The organism is Buchnera aphidicola (Nipponaphis monzeni) (genome assembly GCF_006741185.1).
GTDB classification, from domain to species: domain Bacteria; phylum Pseudomonadota; class Gammaproteobacteria; order Enterobacterales; family Enterobacteriaceae; genus Buchnera_H; species Buchnera_H aphidicola_T.
Genome location: NZ_AP019379.1, coordinates 174913 through 196478 on the forward strand (window position 1 = coordinate 174913; position 21566 = coordinate 196478).

At 23.1% G+C, this 21566-nt stretch carries 15 protein-coding genes, 1 other RNA gene and 1 pseudogene; 9 read left to right on the top strand and 8 right to left on the bottom strand.

Annotated features, from left to right (window positions below):
* Positions 1 to 729 precede the first annotated feature (729 nt).
* The 5 genes from prfA to pta all read left to right on the top strand — a co-directional run bounded on the left by prfA (position 730) and on the right by pta (position 7594).
* Positions 730 to 1815 carry a peptide chain release factor 1 gene (gene prfA / locus BUCNMO_RS00735; RefSeq protein ID WP_158344699.1) on the top strand — a complete coding sequence of 362 codons (1086 nt, stop codon included), beginning with the start codon at positions 730 to 732 and terminating at the stop codon, positions 1813 to 1815.
* Entirely contained in the window at positions 1812 to 2645 is an 834-nt protein-coding gene (prmC, locus tag BUCNMO_RS00740; RefSeq protein ID WP_158344701.1) for a peptide chain release factor N(5)-glutamine methyltransferase, read from the top strand. The genes prfA and prmC overlap by 4 nt, the downstream gene beginning before the upstream one ends.
* A gap of 197 nt (positions 2646 to 2842) precedes the next feature.
* Entirely contained in the window at positions 2843 to 3655 is an 813-nt protein-coding gene (sirB1, locus tag BUCNMO_RS00745; RefSeq protein ID WP_158345269.1) for an invasion regulator SirB1, read from the top strand.
* Positions 3656 to 4178: 523 nt separating this feature from the next.
* Positions 4179 to 5393 (top strand): acetate kinase, encoded by a 1215-nt coding sequence (locus tag BUCNMO_RS00750; RefSeq protein ID WP_158344703.1) that lies wholly within the window; start codon positions 4179 to 4181, stop codon positions 5391 to 5393.
* A gap of 47 nt (positions 5394 to 5440) precedes the next feature.
* Positions 5441 to 7594 (top strand): phosphate acetyltransferase, encoded by a 2154-nt coding sequence (gene pta / locus BUCNMO_RS00755; RefSeq protein ID WP_158344705.1) that lies wholly within the window; start codon positions 5441 to 5443, stop codon positions 7592 to 7594.
* A gap of 36 nt (positions 7595 to 7630) precedes the next feature.
* Here the strand turns inward: pta and yfaE are convergent, their stop codons facing one another.
* The 4 genes from yfaE to gyrA all read right to left on the bottom strand — a co-directional run bounded on the left by yfaE (position 7631) and on the right by gyrA (position 14244).
* Positions 7631 to 7903, bottom strand: coding sequence for a class I ribonucleotide reductase maintenance protein YfaE (gene yfaE / locus BUCNMO_RS00760; RefSeq protein ID WP_158344707.1), 273 nt, complete (start codon positions 7901 to 7903; stop codon positions 7631 to 7633).
* A gap of 13 nt (positions 7904 to 7916) precedes the next feature.
* Positions 7917 to 9047: a class Ia ribonucleoside-diphosphate reductase subunit beta gene (gene nrdB / locus BUCNMO_RS00765; RefSeq protein ID WP_158344708.1), complete on the bottom strand. Its 1131-nt coding sequence runs from the start codon at positions 9045 to 9047 to the stop codon at positions 7917 to 7919.
* Between the two features lie 74 nt (positions 9048 to 9121).
* Positions 9122 to 11389, bottom strand: a complete 2268-nt coding sequence (gene nrdA, locus BUCNMO_RS00770; RefSeq protein ID WP_158344710.1) for a class 1a ribonucleoside-diphosphate reductase subunit alpha — start codon at positions 11387 to 11389, stop codon at positions 9122 to 9124.
* 320 nt (positions 11390 to 11709) lie between these two features.
* Positions 11710 to 14244 carry a DNA gyrase subunit A gene (gene gyrA / locus BUCNMO_RS00775; protein ID WP_158344712.1) on the bottom strand — a complete coding sequence of 845 codons (2535 nt, stop codon included), beginning with the start codon at positions 14242 to 14244 and terminating at the stop codon, positions 11710 to 11712.
* Between the two features lie 606 nt (positions 14245 to 14850).
* Here gyrA and BUCNMO_RS00780 point away from each other — a divergent pair.
* Entirely contained in the window at positions 14851 to 15636 is a 786-nt protein-coding gene (locus BUCNMO_RS00780; protein WP_158344714.1) for a DUF2076 domain-containing protein, read from the top strand.
* Positions 15637 to 15840: 204 nt separating this feature from the next.
* Here the strand turns inward: BUCNMO_RS00780 and BUCNMO_RS00785 are convergent, their stop codons facing one another.
* Positions 15841 to 16449, bottom strand: coding sequence for a peroxiredoxin C (locus BUCNMO_RS00785; protein ID WP_158344716.1), 609 nt, complete (start codon positions 16447 to 16449; stop codon positions 15841 to 15843).
* Positions 16450 to 16712: 263 nt separating this feature from the next.
* Between BUCNMO_RS00785 and ung the strand changes: the two are divergent.
* Positions 16713 to 17370, top strand: a pseudogene (gene ung / locus BUCNMO_RS00790) (uracil-DNA glycosylase).
* A gap of 66 nt (positions 17371 to 17436) precedes the next feature.
* Here ung and grpE read toward each other — a convergent pair.
* On the bottom strand, positions 17437 to 18024 hold the full coding sequence (gene grpE / locus BUCNMO_RS00795; RefSeq protein ID WP_158344720.1) for a nucleotide exchange factor GrpE: 588 nt from the start codon (positions 18022 to 18024) through the stop codon (positions 17437 to 17439).
* Positions 18025 to 18773: 749 nt separating this feature from the next.
* Positions 18774 to 19128: a transfer-messenger RNA gene (ssrA, locus tag BUCNMO_RS00800) on the bottom strand.
* A 160-nt stretch (positions 19129 to 19288) separates the two neighbouring features.
* Here ssrA and grxD point away from each other — a divergent pair.
* Positions 19289 to 19624: a Grx4 family monothiol glutaredoxin gene (gene grxD / locus BUCNMO_RS00805; protein WP_158344722.1), complete on the top strand. Its 336-nt coding sequence runs from the start codon at positions 19289 to 19291 to the stop codon at positions 19622 to 19624.
* A 139-nt stretch (positions 19625 to 19763) separates the two neighbouring features.
* Here grxD and rnt read toward each other — a convergent pair whose 3' ends face one another.
* Positions 19764 to 20405, bottom strand: coding sequence for a ribonuclease T (rnt, locus tag BUCNMO_RS00810; protein ID WP_158344724.1), 642 nt, complete (start codon positions 20403 to 20405; stop codon positions 19764 to 19766).
* Positions 20406 to 20803: 398 nt separating this feature from the next.
* On the opposite strand from rnt, the gene BUCNMO_RS00815 reads away from it, so the two are divergent.
* Positions 20804 to 21439: a Fe-Mn family superoxide dismutase gene (locus tag BUCNMO_RS00815; RefSeq protein WP_158344726.1), complete on the top strand. Its 636-nt coding sequence runs from the start codon at positions 20804 to 20806 to the stop codon at positions 21437 to 21439.
* The last annotated feature ends 127 nt before the right edge of the window (positions 21440 to 21566 follow it).

Genomic DNA, 21566 nt, shown 5'->3' on the forward strand with positions numbered 1-21566 from the left:
TATTTATATTACAATACAATATATGTTGTTTGTATTTTATATTTTTTAAATATAATTATATTAGTAGTACATAATAATAATTGCATAATAAATTTTTCTATATATATTTTATAGTATCAAAGTGTTTATATTATTAATTTAATAATTATTCATATTTAACTTTTTTAATGTAAATGTAACTTTTTATATATTTAATGTTGTATAGATATTTAAAATATACGATTTTTTTTAAAAATATATTGTTATTTATTTAAATTGTCATTATGTATATTAAATACAAAATTCATGTATTTTTTATATAAGACTAATTTTTTAATAGAAAAATAAGACTTTATATTATGATTTATTAAAGATTGTCAGTATTTAAAAAATTTTTGATATTATTAAGAATAATTTCGGTCATCATTTTTGTAATGTGTATTTTATATATTGATTGTTTTATAAAAATATTTATTGTAGTAATTTATAATTACAATATGATTCTATATATTTTAGTATATAATAATTATTATTAATATCAAAAATAAATTTAATTATTTTTAATATTTTACATACATACTTATATGTATAACTTTAAGTTATTTATTTTCAAGTAAACATTTTTTTATAGAAATTAATGAATATTGATTATATTTTTAAGTATTTGGTATTTATTTTGAAACAGTAAATTTTATTGATATTAGTTATTATTTTTATAATTATAACTATAATTTGTAAGTAGATAAAAGTATGAATCATTCCATTTTAAATAAGTTAAAAATTTTAGAAAAGCGTTATTTAGAACTTGAGTTATTACTTTCTAAAATAGATATATCTTCAAATCAAAACAATTTTATAAAATTATCTCAGGAACATTCTAAATTAACAGATATTATAATGTGTTTTAGAGATTGGAAATTAAATAAGAAAGAAGTGAATGCTTTAAATATATTATTATACGATAAAGATTTATCAGAAATGGCTAATGAAGAAATAAAAATTTTATTGAAAAAAAGTAATATATTAGAAAATAATTTAAATAATTTGTTATTACCTAATGATCCAAATGACAATAAAAGTTGCTTTATTGAAATAAGAGCAGCTACAGGAGGTAAAGAAGCAGCTATTTTTGCAGGAGATTTATTTAAAATGTATGCAAGATATTCTGAATTATGTCATTGGAAAATAGAAATAATGAGCCGTAGCGAGGGGGAGCAAGGGGGATTTAAAGAGATTATTGCCAAGATTAAAGGGAAAGGTGTTTCTGGAAGATTAAAATTTGAATCAGGAGGGCATAGAGTACAAAGAATTCCTCAGACAGAAACGCAAGGTAGAACGCATACTTCTACTTGTACAGTAGCAATTATGCCTATTGCTTCACATATTCTCAAAATTAACATTAATGCTAGTGATTTAAAAATAGATACTTTTAGATCTTCTGGGGCAGGAGGCCAACATGTTAACACTACTGATTCAGCTATTAGAATTACACATATACCTACAGGTAGTGTAGTTGAATGTCAAGATGAACGATCTCAACATAAAAATAAAGCTAAAGCTTTATCTATTTTATCTGCTAGAATTGAAGAAATGGAACGATCTAAACTTCATGAAAAAAATGCAAATATACGAAGGAATTTATTAGGTAGTGGTTTTAGATCTGATAGGAATAGAACATATAATTTTCCTCAAAATAGAATTACTGATCACAGAATTAATTTAACTTTGTATCGTTTAGATGAAATATTAGAAGGAAATTTAGATTTATTAATACATCCTATTATTCAAGAATATCAAGCAGACATGCTTTCAAATTTATCAAAAAAAAATGTATGATTATTAAAGATTGTTTAAATTTGTCTATAAAAAAATTAATATCTAGTTCTACTCCTCAATGTGACGCTGAAGTTTTATTAAGCTTTGTTCTTAAAAAAAATCGTAGTTATTTAATGTGTTATTATGATAAACAGATTACAAGTAAGGAACAAATGTTATTTGAAAAATTATTATTAAGAAGAATGCAAGGAGAACCTGTAGCTTATTTAATAAAACGTAAAGATTTTTGGTCATTATCTTTAAAAGTAGACAAAGGAGTGTTTATTCCTCGTCCAGAAACAGAATTATTAGTTGAGTTAGTATTAAATTGGAAACGAAATAAAATTTCTAAAGTATTAGATTTAGGCACTGGGTGTGGAGCAATAGCGTTAGCATTAGCTGCTTCTAAAATTAATTGGAGTATTTTAGGGATAGATAGAAATAAAAAAGCAATTAAATTATCTAAATATAATTTAAGTCGTTTAAAATTATATAATGTAAAATTTTTATATAGTAATTATTGGTTTTCTAAAGTTAAATATTTACAATTTGATTTTATTGTAAGTAATCCTCCTTATTTGAGTAAAAGTGAATTCATTTTATTTAATAAAAATATTCGATATGAACCAATAAATTCTCTGGTGTCTAATATCGAAGGATTATATGATATTATGTATATTATACATTGTTCTAAACAATATTTAGTAAATGAAGGTTGGTTATTTCTTGAGCATGGTTGGAAACAAAAAGATATAGTTAAAAAACTTTTTAAAAAAAATGGTTTTAAAAATATTTTATCATTTAAAGATCATGCTCAAAAAGATCGTGTAGTATGTGGTCAAAAAAAATAATGATTTGTTACTATAACTTTTTTATAGCAATTCATGTGTTATTGTAAATTTAATTATATCGTTATAAATGATAATTGAGCATTTAATGATTATTAAAAAATAGTTATTAGTGATAATAAAAATTTTTAATACATCAGTATAAAAATAATTTGTTAGTTAATGTTGATAAACAAAATAGTGCTATTGTCGAGAATAATATAATGTCTCTTACTAATATTAATTTATCTAAATTGTCAATTTTTGATTCTATGATTGCCATATCTAAAATAATTCGGGAAGATTTTAGGCTAAAATATGTTATGAACGAATTAAATGATAAAGTAAATGAAGCGAAAATATATATGTCAAAAGAATTAACTAAAGTTTGTCAATTAAAAAAGTTATTGCAGCTATTTTATGCACATTGGAAATTTGGAACAGCTTGTGGGATATATAAGTTGTCAGACACATTATGGATAGATTATGTTTTAGAAAATAAACAAGGTGCAGCTGTTTCTCTTGGTATTATATTATTACATATAGCTCAAAAGTTGAAAATTCCTTTAAAACCAGTTATCTTCCCAACACAATTAATTTTAAAAATATATTGGACTGAGAATAATGAAACTTGGTTTATTGATCCTTTTAATGGAGAAATTTTAGATAATCATACATTAGAAATTTGGTTAAAGGGAAATATTAGCCCTACTGCAGAATTGTATAAAGATGATTTAAATGAGTCTAAATCATTATTAGTTATTAAAAATGTACTTAGAAATTTGAAAACAGCTTTAATGGAAGAAGAAAAAATAGAATTGGCTTTAAATGTTAATAAAATTCTTTTAGAAATTAGTCCAAATGATCCATATGAAATTCGTGATAGAGGATTAATATATGCTCAATTAGAGTGTAATCATGTTGCATTAACAGATTTAATTCATTTTGTAGAGAGTTGTCCAGAGGACCCTATAAGTGAATTAATTAAAATTAAAATTCATGCTATTAAAAGAAAAAAAGTGATTTTACATTAATAAAAGTTGTAGTATATGTGACATTTTTTTCATTATATATAAATATTATTTATTACTGTTATTAAAAAAGTATACTTAAAAAAATAAATTAATATGGCAATTATAATGAACAACAAATAGTTTTTACATTAAATTAATTTAGTATTTATATATAATAGTTATATTTTATAAATAAATATAAAAATTTTTATCATTTTAAAAAAAAGTTTGAATTAATTTTTAAATGATACAAAGTTAATGATTAATTTCTTGATATGTTTTTTAGTAAAGTGCTTTTTATTTATATTACGTGAGGTATTATAGTAAATATTTTAGTAAAGTATAAATAATGTTTATAGTGATGTGTTTGGTTAATACATAATAATAATATGTATAATTTATATGTATTTAAAATATATATAACAAATCTTAAATAATAAAAATTATTATATTCTTTACTATTATTTGTCAAATTTATATTTGATAGTTTTAAAATAAACATTTATATTTGCAATGTAAAAAAATGAATTTAGAGAATGATAATATGTCAAAAAAATTCGTATTAGTGTTAAATTGTGGAAGTTCATCTATAAAATTTTCTATATTAAATGTAGAAGATGGTATTAAATATTTATATGGATCTAGTTATATGCTCTATACAAACAATTTTAAAATTAAATGGAATATTTGTGGTACACAGTATACAAAACAGTTTAATAAGGAAATGTCATATAGTGATATGATTGATTATATTTTAAAAGATATTTTACTAAAAGTTTCTAGTACTATTTTAAGAAAAATTATTGGAATAGGGCATAGAGTTGTTCATGGTGGAGATGAATTAAAAAATTCGGTTATAGTTGATCAATATGTTATTAACTGCATAAAAAAATTATCTTATCTTGCGCCTTTACATAACTATAATAGTTATTTAGGAATTAAACATTCTATACGTTTGTTATCAGACATTTCAAGTAAAAATATAGCTGTATTTGACACCGCATTTCATCAAACGATTCCTGAAGAAGCGTATTTATATGCTATTCCTTATGAGTTTTATACTAAACATAAAATAAGACGTTATGGAGCTCATGGAATTAGTCATAATTATATAACATATGAAACTAGTAAAATATTAAATAAATCTATAAATTCATTAAATATAATTAGTTGTCATTTAGGCAATGGGTCCTCTATAGCGGCTATTAAAAATGGGAAATGTATTGATACATCTATGGGATTTACACCGTTAGAAGGTTTGGTTATGGGTACAAGAAGTGGTGATTTAGATCCTTCAATAATATTTTTTATGAATCGCCAATTACAATTTGGAATGGATAAAATAAGTAATATTTTAAATAAAAAATCAGGTTTATTAGGATTAAACGAAAAAAGTAGTGATTGTAGATATGCTGTAAATAACTATTCTACTGATAATGCATCTAAACGTTCGATAGATGTTTTTTGTTATAAATTATCAAAATATATAGGTTCATATGCTACTTTAATGGATAATCGATTAGATGCTCTTATTTTTACAGGAGGAATAGGAGAAAACTCTTATTTTGTTAGACAATTAACTGTAAAAAATTTGTCTTGTATAGGACTGTATTTAGATGAACGATTAAATAGTTTAAAGAGTATTACCAGTAATTTTTATTATATTAATCAAGTTAACACAATACCTATAATAGTAATACAAGCTAATGAAGATTTAGCTATTGCTAAAGAAGTAGTTACTTTAATTAATAAAATATAATATTTTATTAATTTTTAAAAATATTTATAACTTATTTAGGTTATCTTATGTTTCAAACCATTACATTAATTCCGATTAAAGATAATATTTGTTTATCTAGAATTAGCATAGCGTTAGTTCATTTGTTTAAAAAAAACAAATTTAAAATTGCTTTTTTTAAACCAGTTGTTTTAATGCATAATAATAAAAAAAATTTTTGCAGCTTAAATACTTCATTTATGATGAATGATACTAAAAAACTTTGTAATGTAACTACTATAGTAGTTGAGAGTATTATTTTTTTAAGAGATAAGATTTATTATAATAATTTGTTAGACATGATTTTAACGAACTATTATAGAATAAAAAAAATGTGTAATATTCTTCTTATAGAAGGGATAGATGTAGATTGTAAATCGGAGATCATTGATCAATTAAATATTGATATAGCTCGTATTACTCAAAGTAATATTTTACTTATTACATCTTTAAATAATAATGATAAAAATTATATTAATAATGATTTGAAAATATTATTAAATAATTTTTTAGATAATCAGTGTAGTAATGTTGTAGGTCTAATTATTAATAAAATAAATTCATTAAATAATTGTAGCAATAAAAACTTTTTTTTAAATGATCTTATTCCATATAAATCGTTTTTCATTGATGAAAAATATACATCTATATTAAACAATAAATTTATTAAAAACAATTTTAACAAATTTATTAAATGTATTTCATGGGTTACAAGTGTCAAATATGTTAATATTACAAATATTATTAATTACCTAGGAATAAAGGAAATATTTTTAGATAAAACATATGTTAAAAAAATTAAATATTTTTATTTATTAAATAAGAATATTAGTGTTATTAAAGAAAATGATTATAAGGATGTTTTATTAATTATTTTTAATAATCAAAAAAATGTATTACAAGAATTATGTTTAGCTATAGCAAAAGGTTTAAAACTTGGAGCAATTTTAGTAATAGGAGAAATTTATTTACTTAGTGATATTAAAAAAATGTTTAAAAAAATTTTTTTATTTAATATTCCAATATTATTTACTGAGTTAAATTTTTTAGAAATAATGCAGAGGTTACAAAATTTTTTTGTACAATCAATTAATTACAATGTTATTGAACTAAAAAAAATTAAGAAATGTTTATTAAAACATATAAATGATGAATATATTGATAAATTAATTACTTTTAAAAAAAGTATAGGTATAAACAATTCTGTTTCCTTTAAATATAATTTAAGAAATAAAGCAATTCAATTACAAAAAAGTATTATGTTACCTGAAGGTGAAGATATACGTATATTACAGTCAGCTTCAATATGTGAAAAATTAAAGTTAGCAAAATGTATACTTTTAGGTAATGAATGTAAAATACGTGATATTGCATTACAATCTAGAATATTTTTAGGAGATAATATTCGAATTATTGATCCTGAAAAAGTACGTCATAAATATACTAAGTATCTTGTAGATAAAAGATTTGTTCAAGGTATGGATATATTGCAGGCAGAAAAAAGTTTACAGAATAACATGATATTAGCAACATTAATGTTAGATCAAAATAAATTTAATGGAATTGTATCAGGTGTTGCACATACTACAGCGGACACAATACGTCCTGCGTTACAGTTAATTAAATTAGATACTAATTGTTCTTTAATTTCTTCTGTATTTTTTATGTTATTTTCTAAGCGAGTATTAATTTTTGCTGATTGTGCTATTAACATTTCTCCTACTGCAAAAGAATTAGCTGAAATAGCAATTCAATCATCAGATACAGCAAAAAATTTTGGTATTCGGCCTATTATTGCAATGATATCGTATGCTACAGGGAATTCTGCAAAAGGACCATCAGTAGAAAAAATAAAATTGTCTATTGATATAGTACATAAAAAAAGACCTGACTTGGTCATAGATGGCCCTATGCAATATGATACAGCTTTTGATAAAGATGTTGCAAAATTAAAATTTCCTAAATCGTTAGTAGCAGGTAAAGCTACTATTTTTATTTTTCCTGATTTAAATACAGGAAACGTTGTATACAAGGCGGTTCAACGATCGGCTAATATTTCTGCTGTAGGTCCAATTTTGCAAGGTATTAGAAAACCAGTAAATGATTTATCTAGAGGAGCTAGCGTAGAGGATATAGTTTATACTATATTGTTAACAGCAATTCAATCAGATAGTGTCAAGTGAATGTATAATTAAAAGTATTTAACCTATAAATTACTTTTAATTGATTTTAATTGTAATATTTTTATTTGTTGTACAACAACAAGGAAAAATTTCGTTTTTTTTGTAATTAATTATTGGTAACATATGTTGAAAATAATAAACTGATCCTTTAATTAAAATAGTACGACATGCACCACAATATCCTTGTTTACATTGATAATTTATATTAATAAAATTTTTTTTAAATATCTCTAATAAACTAGTATTATGAGGTTTCGTAATTTCAATATGCTTCAATAGTACATTTGTTTGTATTACAGTAATTTTCATTTTTTTTAAATTATTATAGTTCAAAGTTATTAAAAGTATGATCAGAAATGTTAGAATCTATTTGACCTATTAAGTAGGAACTTATTTCTACTTCTTGAGGAGCTACTTGTACATTTTCAGAAGATAACCATACGTTAATCCAAGGTATAGGATTATAAGTTTTAGGAAAACAAGCTTTTAATCCAATGTTAATCATTCGAATATTTGTAATATATTCAATATATTGACATAAAATACTAGCATTAAGACCAATCATTGACCCATTTTTGAAAAGGTACTTTGCCCAATTTTTTTCTTGTTCTGCTGTTTTTTTGAATAGTAAAGTAGATTCTTTTTGACATTCTAAGGCTATTTGGTTCATTCCTTCATCATATTTAGAATTTTGGAATATATTTATAATATTTTGTGTACCGGATAAGTGTAAAGCTTCATCTCTTGCTATTAATCGAATGATTTTAGCATTTCCTTCCATTAATTCTCTTTCAGCAAAAGCAAAGGAGCATGCAAAACTAACGTAAAATCGTATTGCTTCTAAAGCATTTACACTCATTAAACATAAATATAATTTTTTTTTTAATATGTTTATATCCATAATTATTTCTTTATGACTAATAGTATGTTTACCTTCTCCTAGTAAATGCCAATATGTAGTATATTGAATAAGATCATCATAATAATAAGCAATGTCTTTAGCTCTATTAAATATATAATTGTTTTGAATAATATTATCAAAAATGATAGAAGGAGAGTTTACTATATTTCTAATTATATGGGTATAAGATCTTGAGTGTATAGTTTCTGAAAAAGACCAAGTTTCTATCCAAGTTTCTAGTTCAGGAATAGATACTATAGGCAACAAAGCAACATTAGGACTTCTACCTTGTATAGAATCTAATAATGTTTGATATTGTAGATTACTTATAAAAATATGTTTTTCATGTTCTAACAATTTTTCAAAATCAATTCTATCTCTAGATAAATCTATTTCTTCTGGCCTCCAAAAAAAAGATAATTGTTTTTCTATTAATTTTTCAAAAATTTTATATTTTTGTTGATCATATCTAGCTATGTTTACGGATTGTCCGAAAAACATAGGTTCTTTAAGTTGATTATTATTTTTTGTAGAGAACGTAGTATATGTCATTTATTATTTTACCTATTACAATTATTTTTAAATGTATTTAAACAAAGCTTTGTTAATAAAATGAGTAAAAAAAATTAAATTTTGCAAGATCCATTGCTACAAATTTCATTTAAATGTTGATCTTCTCCAGAAGAATCATATGTATTTTGGTAGTATAGTGTTTTTATTCCTAGCTTATAAGACATTAGTAAATCTTTTAGTAATATATTCATTGGTATTTTCCTATTTTTAAATCTTTCAGGGTTATAGTTAGTATTTGCAGAAATACTATGGTCTATAAATTTCTGCATAATTCCTATTAATTGTAGATATCCTGAGTTATTTGGAATTTTCCAGAGTAGTTCATATTTGTTTTTTAGTTTATGTAACTCTGGTACTACTTGTCGTAGCATTCCTTCTTTAGAGGCTTTAATACTTATATATCCTCTAGGAGGCTCAATTCCGTTAGTTGCATTAGATATTTGGGAAGATGTTTCTGAAGGCATAATAGCAGATAAACTAGAATTGCGTAAACCGTATTTTTTAATATTTTTACGTAATTTTTCCCAATTTAAATGTAATGGTTCGGAGCATATAGAATCGATACTTTTTTTATATGTGTCAATAGGTAATTTTCCTTGAAAGTAGGTAGTTTGGTGGAACCAAGAACAGACACCTTTTTCCTTAGCAAGAGAGCAGGATGCTTTAAGAAGATAATATTGTATTATTTCAAAAGTTTTATGTGTTAAGTTGTTAGCGCTTCCATCTGAATATCGTACTCCATTTTTTGCTAAATAGTAAGCAAAATTTATTACTCCAATACCAAGTGATCTTCTTCCTAAAGCACTTTTTTTTGCAGCTTTAATTGGATAATTTTGGTAATCAAGTAATTCATCTAAAGCTCTTACTAATAGAATAGACAGCTTTGATATATCTTTTATTTTTTTAATAGCTCCTAAATTTAATGCAGATAAAGTACAAAGAGCTATTTCTCCTTTATTATCATTTATGTCACTTAAAGGTTTCGTAGGCAACATAATTTCTAAACATAAGTTAGATTGTTTTATTGGAGCTATAGCGGGATTAAATGCACTATGTGAATTACAATGATCTACATGTTGTATATATATTCTACCAGTTGATGTACGTTCTCGCATAATAAAAGAAAATAAATCTATTGATTTTATAGATTTTTTACGAATTTTTGGATCATTTTCATATTTTATATATAATTTTTTAAATTTTTTTTGATTAGAAAAAAAATATTTATATAAATTAGGTACGTCAGATGGGCTAAATAAAGTAATATTTTGACTTAATAGCATGCGTTGGTACATTAACTTATTAATTTGTATAGCATAATCTACATGTCGTACTCTATTTTCTTCTATACCTCTATTATTTTTTAAAACTAACAAACTTTCTACTTCAAGGTGCCAAATTGGGTAAAATAATGTAGCGGCTCCTCCTCTTATTCCTCCTTGTGAACAAGATTTTACAGCACTTTGAAAGTATTTAAAAAAAGGTATACATCCAGTATGATAGGCTTCACCTTGTCGAATAGGGCTACCCACAGCTCTAATTTGACCAACATTAACTCCTATGCCTGCTCTTTGAGAAACGTATTTTACAATACTACTAGCTGTAGCATTAATAGAATTTAAATTATCCGCGCATTCTATTAGTACACATGAACTGAATTGACGAGTAGGAGTTCTTAAACCAGCCATGATTGGGGTTGGTAAGGATATTTTAAATGTAGATATTGCGTTATAGAATTGTCTTACAAAATTCATTCGATTATTTTTAGGGTATTTATAAAATAAACAGGCGGCGATAAGAATGTATAAAAATTGAGCACTTTCATAAATTTCTCCATTAGATCTATTTTGGAGTAAATATTTTCCTTCTAGCTGTTTGACTGCTGCGTATGAAAAATTCATATCTCTTCTATGTTGTATATATGAATCCATCAAGTTATATTCTTTTTGTGTGTAATCAAATAATAAATGTTGGTCATATTTTTTTAAAGTGACCATTTTTTTTACATGAGTATATAAATTAGGAGGAGTAAATGTTCCGTAAGCTTTTTTTCTAAGATAAAAAATAGTTAATCGTGCAGCCATATATTGATAGTCTGGGCAATTTTTAGAAATTAAATCAGCGGTAATTTTAATAATAATTTTATGAATATTTGATGTGTATATATTACAATAAAATTGTGCATTTGATAATATTATTATTTTAGCAATAGAAATTTTTTGTAATTTGTATATTGCTTTTTTAAGTGTTTGATAAATTTTTCTAAAATCTAAGAATTCTTTCCTACCATTACGTTTAGTAACAAGTATTTTTTGGTTCATATTTAGGTGTTCTCAGCATAAAATATTAAAAATATATATTTTAATAGTAAAATAATAAACAATTTTTTATGTAATTCGTTCGTTGATGAATATTACATATTATAATGTGTTTAAAAAAGAATGTATTTATTAAAAAATTTAATAACGTTAATTCATGTTAATATATTATATTAATTAATATATTATGTTTTAAATATATTGTTTAAGTAACAAAATTATATTTTTTTTAATAAATTTTTGAATAGTAATTTAGGTAAAATTTTTTGGAAAAATTGTTTTAACAAAAAATTTACTTTTGTGTGCTTTTATATTTTGTTAATTTAACAATATGGAGTTGTAACTTTTTGTAATGCAACTACTTTTTCTTTTTTTGATGTCCTTATTAGAATAACACCTTGAGTGTTCCTACTTAAAATACCAATTTCAGATACTCTAATACGAACTAAAGTTCCAGCATTAGTAATAATAATTATTTGATCATTATCTAATACTTGAATAGATCCTATTACTATTTTATTTTTTTCAGTAATTTTAATTGATATTATTCCTCTAGTTGCTCTAGATTTAATCGGAAATTCAGAAATATTTGTTCTTTTACCATATCCATTTTGAGTAACTGTTAAAATGTTACTATTACCTTTAGGTACTAAAAGAGATACTACTTTATCATTTTTACCAATTTTAATTCCAATAACTCCTGAGGCAGTTCTTCCCATTTTTCTAACCGACGTTTCAGAAAAATGAACAACTTTACCTTTGGACGTAAATAACATAATATTATCTTTTCCATTAGTTAAAGATACCCCTATAAGTTCATCTCCTTTTTTTAAATTAATTGCAATAATTCCTGAATTACGTTGTTTTTGGAATTGTTTTAAAGAAGTTTTTTTAACATTTCCATATGATGTAGCCATAAATATATTAATATTATTACAATATTTATGTACTGGAAGTATAGTTGTAATTCTTTCTTTAGGTGTTAATGGTAATAAATTTACAATAGGTTTACCTCGTGCATTACGGCTAGCTTCTGGTAATTGATATATTTTCATCCAGTAAATGATTCCTCTACTAGAAAAACATAAAATAGTATCATGTGTATTAGCAATTAATAAATTTTCTATAAAGTCTTTTTCTTTAATTTTAGCAGCTGATTTTCCTTTACCTCCTCTTCTTTGTGCATTATAATCAGATAGTGGTTGATATTTGACATATCCAGAATGTGATAGTGTAACTACTACTTCTTCTTGATTAATGGCGTCTTCAACATTTATATTTTTATAATTAGTTAAAATTTTAGTTTTTCGTACATCGCCAAAATTTTTTTGTACAACTATCAGCTCTTTTTTAATTACATTCATTAACGTTTCATGATCATTTAATATTTTGACTAATTTTTTCATTGATTCTAAGATATTTTTTTGTTCATTAATAATTTTTTTTCTTTCTAAATGAGTAATTTGTTGTAATTTTAGATCTAATATTATTTGAGATTGTTCTTTGGTTAAAATGTAAACATTTTTTTTAGTATTGTAATTATTATCTTCGTATTTTTTTAATATTTCATTTTTTCGTTGTATTAATGTACTTGATTCTATTTGTTTAAATTTCCAATGAGTAGACATTAGTATTTTTTTTGCATCGTCAGTTGTGGGAGACGATTTAATTAATTTTATAATTTCATCTATGTTGTCAAGAGCGATAGCAATTCCTTCGAGGTAATAAGATTTTTTAAGTAACGCTTTTAATTCAAAATTACTTCTTCGTGTTACAATTTCTTGTCTATGATAGATAAAACATTTTAAAATTTTTTTTAAAGGCATTAATTTGGGTTGTCCATGATGTAACGCTACCATGTTTATTCCAAAAGAAATTTGTAATTGTGTTAATAAATATAATTGGTTTAAAATAACTTTAGGTATAGATTCTTTTTTAATTTCAATAACTATTCGCATACCATCTTTGTCAGATTCATCTCTTAAAGAACTAATTCCTTCTATTTTTTTTAATTTTATTAATTCGGCTATTTTTTCTATTAATTGTGACTTGTTTACTTGGTATGGTATTTCATAAATTATAATAGATTTTTTTTTAGTTTTTAAGTTTATTTCTACTTTGCTTCTAGATTGAATATAAATTTTACCTTTTCCTGTAAGATATGCATTTTCTATTCCAGAATTTCCGTTAATAATACCTGCTGTAGGAAAGTCTGGTCCGGGAATATATTTCATTAGTTCATTTAAATTGATTTTGTTATTATTAATGTACGCTAAACATCCATTAATAATTTCTTCAATATTATGTGGTGGTATATTAGTAGCCATTCCAACGGCTATTCCAGAAGAACCATTGATTAGAAGGTTAGGTATCTTAGTAGGTAGTACTTCTGGTATTTTTTGAGTTTCGTCATAATTTAGAGTAAAATTAACAGTATTTTTATTTAAATCACTTAATAGTTCATGTGTAATTTTAGACATACGAATTTCTGTATAACGCATAGCAGCTGCAGAATCTCCATCTATAGAACCGAAGTTTCCTTGACCATCTATTAGTGTATACCTTAAAGAAAATGATTGAGCCATACGAACAATAGCATCATATACAGCAGAATCTCCGTGAGGATGGTATTTCCCTATAACGTCTCCTACTATTCTAGCCGATTTTTTATATGGTTTATCCCAATAATTTCTTAATATATGCATAGCAAATAATATTCTACGATGTACTGGTTTTAAACCATCTCTAACATCAGGTAAAGCTCTACCGACAATGACAGACATTGCATAATCTAAGTAAGAATTTTTTAGCTCTTGTTCAATATCAACTTTTATAGTTTTATTTAAAAGGTTTTTCATGAAATGGTTAGCTCTTTGTGTTTTATTTTTTTATTAAAATAAAAATTATAACATAAAATTGTTTATTCTATTAATATAGAGGTGAATAAATTTTTTATTAAATTATTAATAAATATATAAAAAATAATTGAATAACATTGTTACACATTTATGGTGTGGATATATGTTAAAGAATAAATTATTGATATTTTTTTAAAAATTGCAGTATATTTGTATATGTTTATTATAAATCAAATGATTATTTGTATAATAAAATTTTTATAAATTTTTAATAAATTATATAATAGTTACATTTATTTGTTATATAAAAGTATTTTTTAATTATTATTTATTGTATTATATACTAATTAATTATAGTAGTATTTATTACATCAATAATATAAAAATGTTTTTAAAAATTTTAAATAGTATGTTATTATAATGCTATTTTTTATTTATTAAATATTTATAATTTTAGTACATATTTAATATGTAGTAAATAAGTATATTAATATGTAAATGTTATAAAAATATGTATTTATAGATAATTTTTTATTAATTAAATTATGGTAATAATATTTTTATAAGTTGTTATTATAGTTATTTTATTGCACTGGGTAATCAAATATGAAACCTGAAGAAAAAGCATTAATAGAAAGTTTATTTAATAGATTGAAAGTTATTGAAGAAAAGTTTCCTAATAGAAATCGTTTAGTTAGTGAATATATTTCAAGTTTAGTTAAAAATCAACCAAACTCCATTTATTATATTGCGCAAACTACTTTAATACAAGAAGTTGCTATTAAAAAGTTAAATAAAAAAATTTTATATTTAGAAAAAAAAATATCAGATTTAATATCTCAAAAAAATCATAAGGAACCAAGTTTTTTATCTAGTTTGTTTGGTAGTAGTAAAAAGTCTAAAAAAACACAAAATTTTGAAAATAACAATTTTGAAACATCAGCGATACCTAATAGTGGGAATAACAATTTAAAAGCTTTGAATAATTCATCACCTGTAAGCAGTCTTGGTAATAGTTTTATAGGTAATGCATTACAAACAGCTGCTGGGGTAGCTGGAGGTATTGTTGTAGGCAATATGTTGATGAATCTTTTTCATAAGGATAAACCTGAAGAAGAAATATTTGACACTATTCAAGAGGATGCTACATTTTCTAATTTAGAAAGTTATGATTTTAATAATAAAGATCAATTTTTATCTACTAGCGAAGATTTTTTAGTTAATCATGATGATAGTCAATTAAATAGCGTTACAGAAACGTTAGATCAGGAAATTTTAGAAACAGAGCATGATACTAATAACGTTATTGATAATCAATATTATGATGATAGTGACAATAATAGTTTTGATAATGCTACGTTAGATGATATTGACGACGATAATTTTATTTAGAAAATATAAGTTAATTGTGCAATAATTAAGATTAGTAATAAAAAATTTTTTGATATTATTATATGATAATTAATAATATTAAAAATATTTTAAAAATTAAAAAACCAGCAGAATACTTTGCTGGTTTATAAGTTTTTATGTTATAAATGGATTATTTGTATAGAAATTAATTATTATAAGTATTTCTATGATGTTAACAATATTTTATTTTTCATGTGAAAAATATTTTTTAGATAAATAATTTTTTACTCCTGCTGGAGTTGCTTGCATTCCTGGTTTTCCTATATTCCAGTTTGCAGGACAAACTTCTCCGTTTAATTCGTGAAATTGTATTGCATCTATCATTCGAAATATTTCTTTAATATTTCTTCCAAAAGGTAAGTCATTTACTATTTGGTGACGTACTATTTGATGGGTATCAATTATAAAAGAAGCTCTTAATGCTACTCCTAATTGTGGATGTTCGACACCATAAGATTTTTGAATTTTTCTTTTGGTATCTGATACCATAACATATTGAACTTTTCCTATACCCCCTTCTTTGGGATGAGTATTTCTCCAGGCGTTATGTACAAAAATAGAATCAATAGATATGCCTATTATTTTAACATTTTTTTGTTTAAATTTTTCGTAGTTTTTATCAAACGTTATAATTTCGGAAGGGCAAACGAAAGTAAAATCCATTGGCCAAAAAAATAAGACTGCTATTGTTCCTTGAATATATTCTTTTAAATTAAAATTATTTACAAATTTTCCGTTGCCTAAAATAGCTGGTGCACTAAAATCTGGAGCTAATTGAGTAACTAATACCATTATTGTGTCCTTTATATATTATATATTAATAATATATATATTACTTAACTACTATTTTAAAATCAATAATATTATTATTAAAACACATATTTTAAATATATGTTTATATAATAAAAAAAATTTTTATATGATGTATATGTAATGTATATGTGATTTAAATTTTTTAACATTAACAAAATTGTATATTGAGTTTGTTGAGTATTTAAATTTTTGTTAGTATAATGAAGTTTCTATAATTATAAAATACAAGAATATAGCTTTATATGAAATTTAAAATTAATTGGAAAAATGTTTTATATCAAGAAAAAAAAAAGTTATTTTAAACAAATAATACATTTTTTAAATCGAGAAAGATTGACAAAAAATATTTTCCCTTCTAAAAAAAATGTGTTTAAAGCATTTAAATTGACTCCTTTTTATAAAATTAAAGTGGTTATTATAGGTCAAGATCCTTATTATAATTGTAATCAAGCAGATGGTTTATCATTTTCAGTTTTTGAGAATACACCTATTCCTCCTTCATTAAAAAATATATTTTTAGAATTACGTTCTGATATTTCTAATTTTTATGTTCCTGACAATGGGTGTTTACAAAATTGGTCAGCTCAAGGAGTTTTTTTATTAAACACTATTTTAACTGTTGAACAAGGAAAACCAGGATCACATGCGAAGATAGGATGGTTACGTTTTACAAATCAAGTTATAAAGTTGATTAATAATTATCATAGGGGAGTGATTTTTTTATTGTGGGGCAAATATGCCGTGAATAAGATGAAAATGATAAATTCAGATCGTCATTATATATTAAAATCAGCACATCCATCACCCCTGTCTGCATATAGAGGTTTTTTTGGATGCCGACATTTTTCTTCAGTAAATAAAATATTAAAATCTATAGGGAGGAAACCAATTATATGGTAGTTTGTTGTTTATACACATTTTTTAATATTTGTAACATATTATAATTTATTATATCTATTATTTTTTCTAATTTTTTTGGTGTTTTTCGTTTTTAGACACTTCAACAATTGCTTTACGTAACACATCGTTATTTAAAGTGTAACCATATGATCTAATTGATATAACATAATTGTTAGGAATTTCTTTTATATTTTTGTATGAGCTAATTTTGTGTAAATTTGGATTGAATAATAAATTTGTATTGCTTATTTTACGTAGTCCAAATTTTTCAGTTGTTTTGATTAAAGATTTTAATGTTAAATTTATTCCTTCAATGATTGATTTGTGTATACTTTTATTTTTAAAATCTATGTTAGACATTTCTTCTAGTTGATCAATGATTTTAATTAGATGTTTTAAAAAACATTTTAAGTTTTCAGTTTGTATTTGATGAATTTGATTGTCGGATTTTTTAATAGTATTTGCTATATTTGCTTGTAATCTTAATTTTTGATCAAAAATTTTGCCATTAATCATGGAAATACTTTTTTGTAGTTGTTCTGCTTGCTCAAGGTATACTTGATCTATATTTTTTTGAGTATCAGATTTTTTTTTTTCAGTATCTATATTGTGTGTTTTATTTATAGTATTGATGTTTTTATTTTTAATATTCATTATTAGTTGTTTTATGATTTATATTAAATGTTGTTAGAATAATACAAGATTTGTAATATGATTTGCAAGAAATTTATTTACGAAATTTTTTGAATAATTATATTAGTAATAATTAAATAGTTTTATATAAAAATTATATGATTAGTTTAACAAGTAGAGTATGTATATTATTTTTAAAAATAACTGTATATGTTAATATATAATAAGAATTGTTTATTATAATATTAGGACTAATATTTTATAAGTTTTGTTTATTTAAGATTAGTTGTTTATAAGGTTATGTTATAAAATAGTGGTTATAAATTGTCATAATTGTACAATTTTTTTGATACATAATTTTTTTCTACTAATGTATTTATTAGTTGTGTGATGCTTGTATAGTGTTATGTGTAATGAGTTATTTTTTTTGTTACTAGAATATTAGTATTTTATATTATTTATATTTTTTCTTAAAAAAGTGATTGTTATAATAAATTTAAATATTATTTAATGGTTTGGTTAAGATGTATTTTTTATTGTTAAGTGCAAATTAGTTAAATATAATTTTATATGTAAGCAATTGATTTGTATTTTACAAAAGTTATTATTAATTTATTATAAATATATATTTTAATAGAATTATATATATGAAGGGTATAAATACGTTTATTTAAACTATTTTAAAAATATAATAATTAATATTATAGATTTTTAATGTGTTTTTATTAATAACATATTAGGTATTGCTTATTAAAAATTTTAAAATTTTTTGGTGGAGCTGGCGGGATTCGAACCCGCGTCCAAATTTTTTGCTAATAAAAAATCTACATGCTTAGTCTTTTTAAAAAAATATAATTAAGTAATGAAAGACACATTTCATAATTTTTATTATACTTATTAAATCAATATAAACAACTATTCTTGTTATCTCTTATTTTCTGTGACCTTTTTAAATAACTCATTTTAAGAGAATAATTTGAGTTAAAAGGGCTTTATATAGTTTTTTAAGCTGCTAAAGCATATTTGTTATTATTTGCGATTATTTTTATACGGTTTTTTATCGAGTATCCGATTCTCGGCATGCATTTTATTCTTAGTAAATTTGTCGAATCCATAATCAGCCCCTTTATTTTTATTAGTTGATTATTACAAAAAAAAGTTATAAAGTCTACTTTTATTAAAAAAATAATAAATAATATATAATAAATAATTGTATAATTATAAAAAATTTTATTTTGTAACAATGTATATTTTAAATTATATTAAAAAATGAAATAGGTTTCTAATGACAACTTTAAATAAAATAAAACTTCAAATTAGTCAAAATTCTATACTAATATATATGAAAGGTACTCCTGAAAGTCCTAATTGTGGATTTTCTGCTCAAGCAGTTAAAGCAATTGCTTCTTGTGGTAAGAGGTTTGCATATGTAGATGTATTAAAAAACATAGATATTAGGACAGAATTACCAAAATATTCAAATTGGCCTACGTTTCCTCAATTATGGATTAATGGCGAATTAATAGGAGGGTGTGATATTATTGTCAAAATGTTTAAAAATGGTCAATTACAAGAAAAAATTGATAGTGTAGTTATTAATAATAAAGATAATATAATTTAGTAACGTTGTTATATTTTTAGTCTTAAAAAATATTTTTTTTTGAGTACGCTATAGTAATTTTAAAATAGTTATAATGTTTAGAACAATATACTAAAAAATATAATGTAAAGATATTTTTAATTAAAATTTTTAGAAAATTTTATTTTAATAGTTTTTCAGGAGGCCATCCTCCTAATTTTTTCCAGCGGTTAACTAACTTACAAAATAAATTTGCTGTTTGTAAAGCATCGTAAAGTGCAGAGTGTGCTTGATTATTATCAAAGCTCAATCCTATCGCTTTACATGCTTTAGCTAAAACCGTTTGTCCTAAGACCAGCCCACTTAAAGCAGCTGTATCAAAAGTAGCAAATGTATGAAATGGGTTCATTTGTATCTGTGTACGTTCTATTGCTGATATTAGAAAATTAAAATCAAAAATCGCATTATGGGCTACTACTATACCTTTAGTGCAGTTTTGTATTTTTATTCTTTTGTTAACAAGGTTAAATATAGTTGTTAAAGCTTTTTTTTCACTTACCGCTCCTCTTAATGGATTGAATGGATCTATTTTGTTAAAGGCTAAGGCTTCAGGTTGAAAAATTGCACCTTTAAAAGGTTCGATATGAAAATGTAACGTATTCTCTTTTTGTAACCAACCTGATTCGTCCATTCTTAAAGTAATTGCTGCGATTTCTAAAATAGCATTAGTTTTTGGATTAAAACCGGCAGTTTCTAAATCTATTACTACTGGATAGAAACTTCTAAAGCGTTCATGAAGGAATTTTTTTTGACTAATAGGCATTGATAACTCTTTTATTAAAAGCAAAAAATTATATTATACAGTCAATAGAATATAAATTTTTGAAGTGTTTTTTATATTTTTAAGTAATTATTTTATATTATACAAATTTTTTCATAATGTAAATTCTAAAAATTGTTTAATGAATAAAATTTTCGTTGAATATAAGTATATATTGTGCAAATTTTTTTATAGTTATTTTTTTAAATTTATATATTAAAAAAAAATAAATAATGATATATATAAAATATATTTTTTTAGAAAAAAGATTAATATTGTTTTAATAAAAATTATATTAAATGTTTAAAACTTTATGATATTTTTACTTAATTTTTTAGTATATTACTATTTTAGTAACGTTTTTTTCTTTAGTGTAATTATAATATAATAGGATTTTATTTATGAAATACAAATTACCATCATTGCTTTATTCATATAATTATTTTGAACCATATATTGATTCTATGACTATGCGTCTCCATTATACTAAGCATCATCAAGGTTATCTAAATAATATTAATAATATTTTACAGTCTATTAATTACCAGTTTTTATCTATTGAAAAATTAATAATTTCTTTAGATAAAACTCCGAGTGAATATAGAAAAAGTATACGAAATAATGCTGGAGGGTATTTTAATCATAATTTGTTTTGGAAAGGTTTAAATTTGAATACTACGTTAAGTGGACTTTTAAAAAAAATGATTCTAGAGAAATGGAATTCTATTAATAATTTTAAAAACGAATTTATTGAACAATCTGTTTCTTTATTTGGATCTGGATGGATTTGGTTAGTAATTGAAAATAATTGTTTATCAATAAGATTAACACATAATCAAGATAATCCTTTAATGGGCACGTCTATTGTAGGATTTTATGGTTACCCTATCATTTGTTTAGATCTTTGGGAACATGCTTATTATTTAAAATATCAAAATAAGAGATGTGAATATGTTGAGTCTTTTTGGAATATTATTAATTGGGATGAAGCATCTTTACGTTTGCAATACTATATGAATAATTATAGTAATATATAAATATAATATTTTAAAAAGAATTATCTTATGAATTTGTTTTTTTAATATATTGCATTTAGATTTAATAACGATAATTAATAATGATCAATATTTAATACGTATGTATTGATTATCTTTTAAATTATAG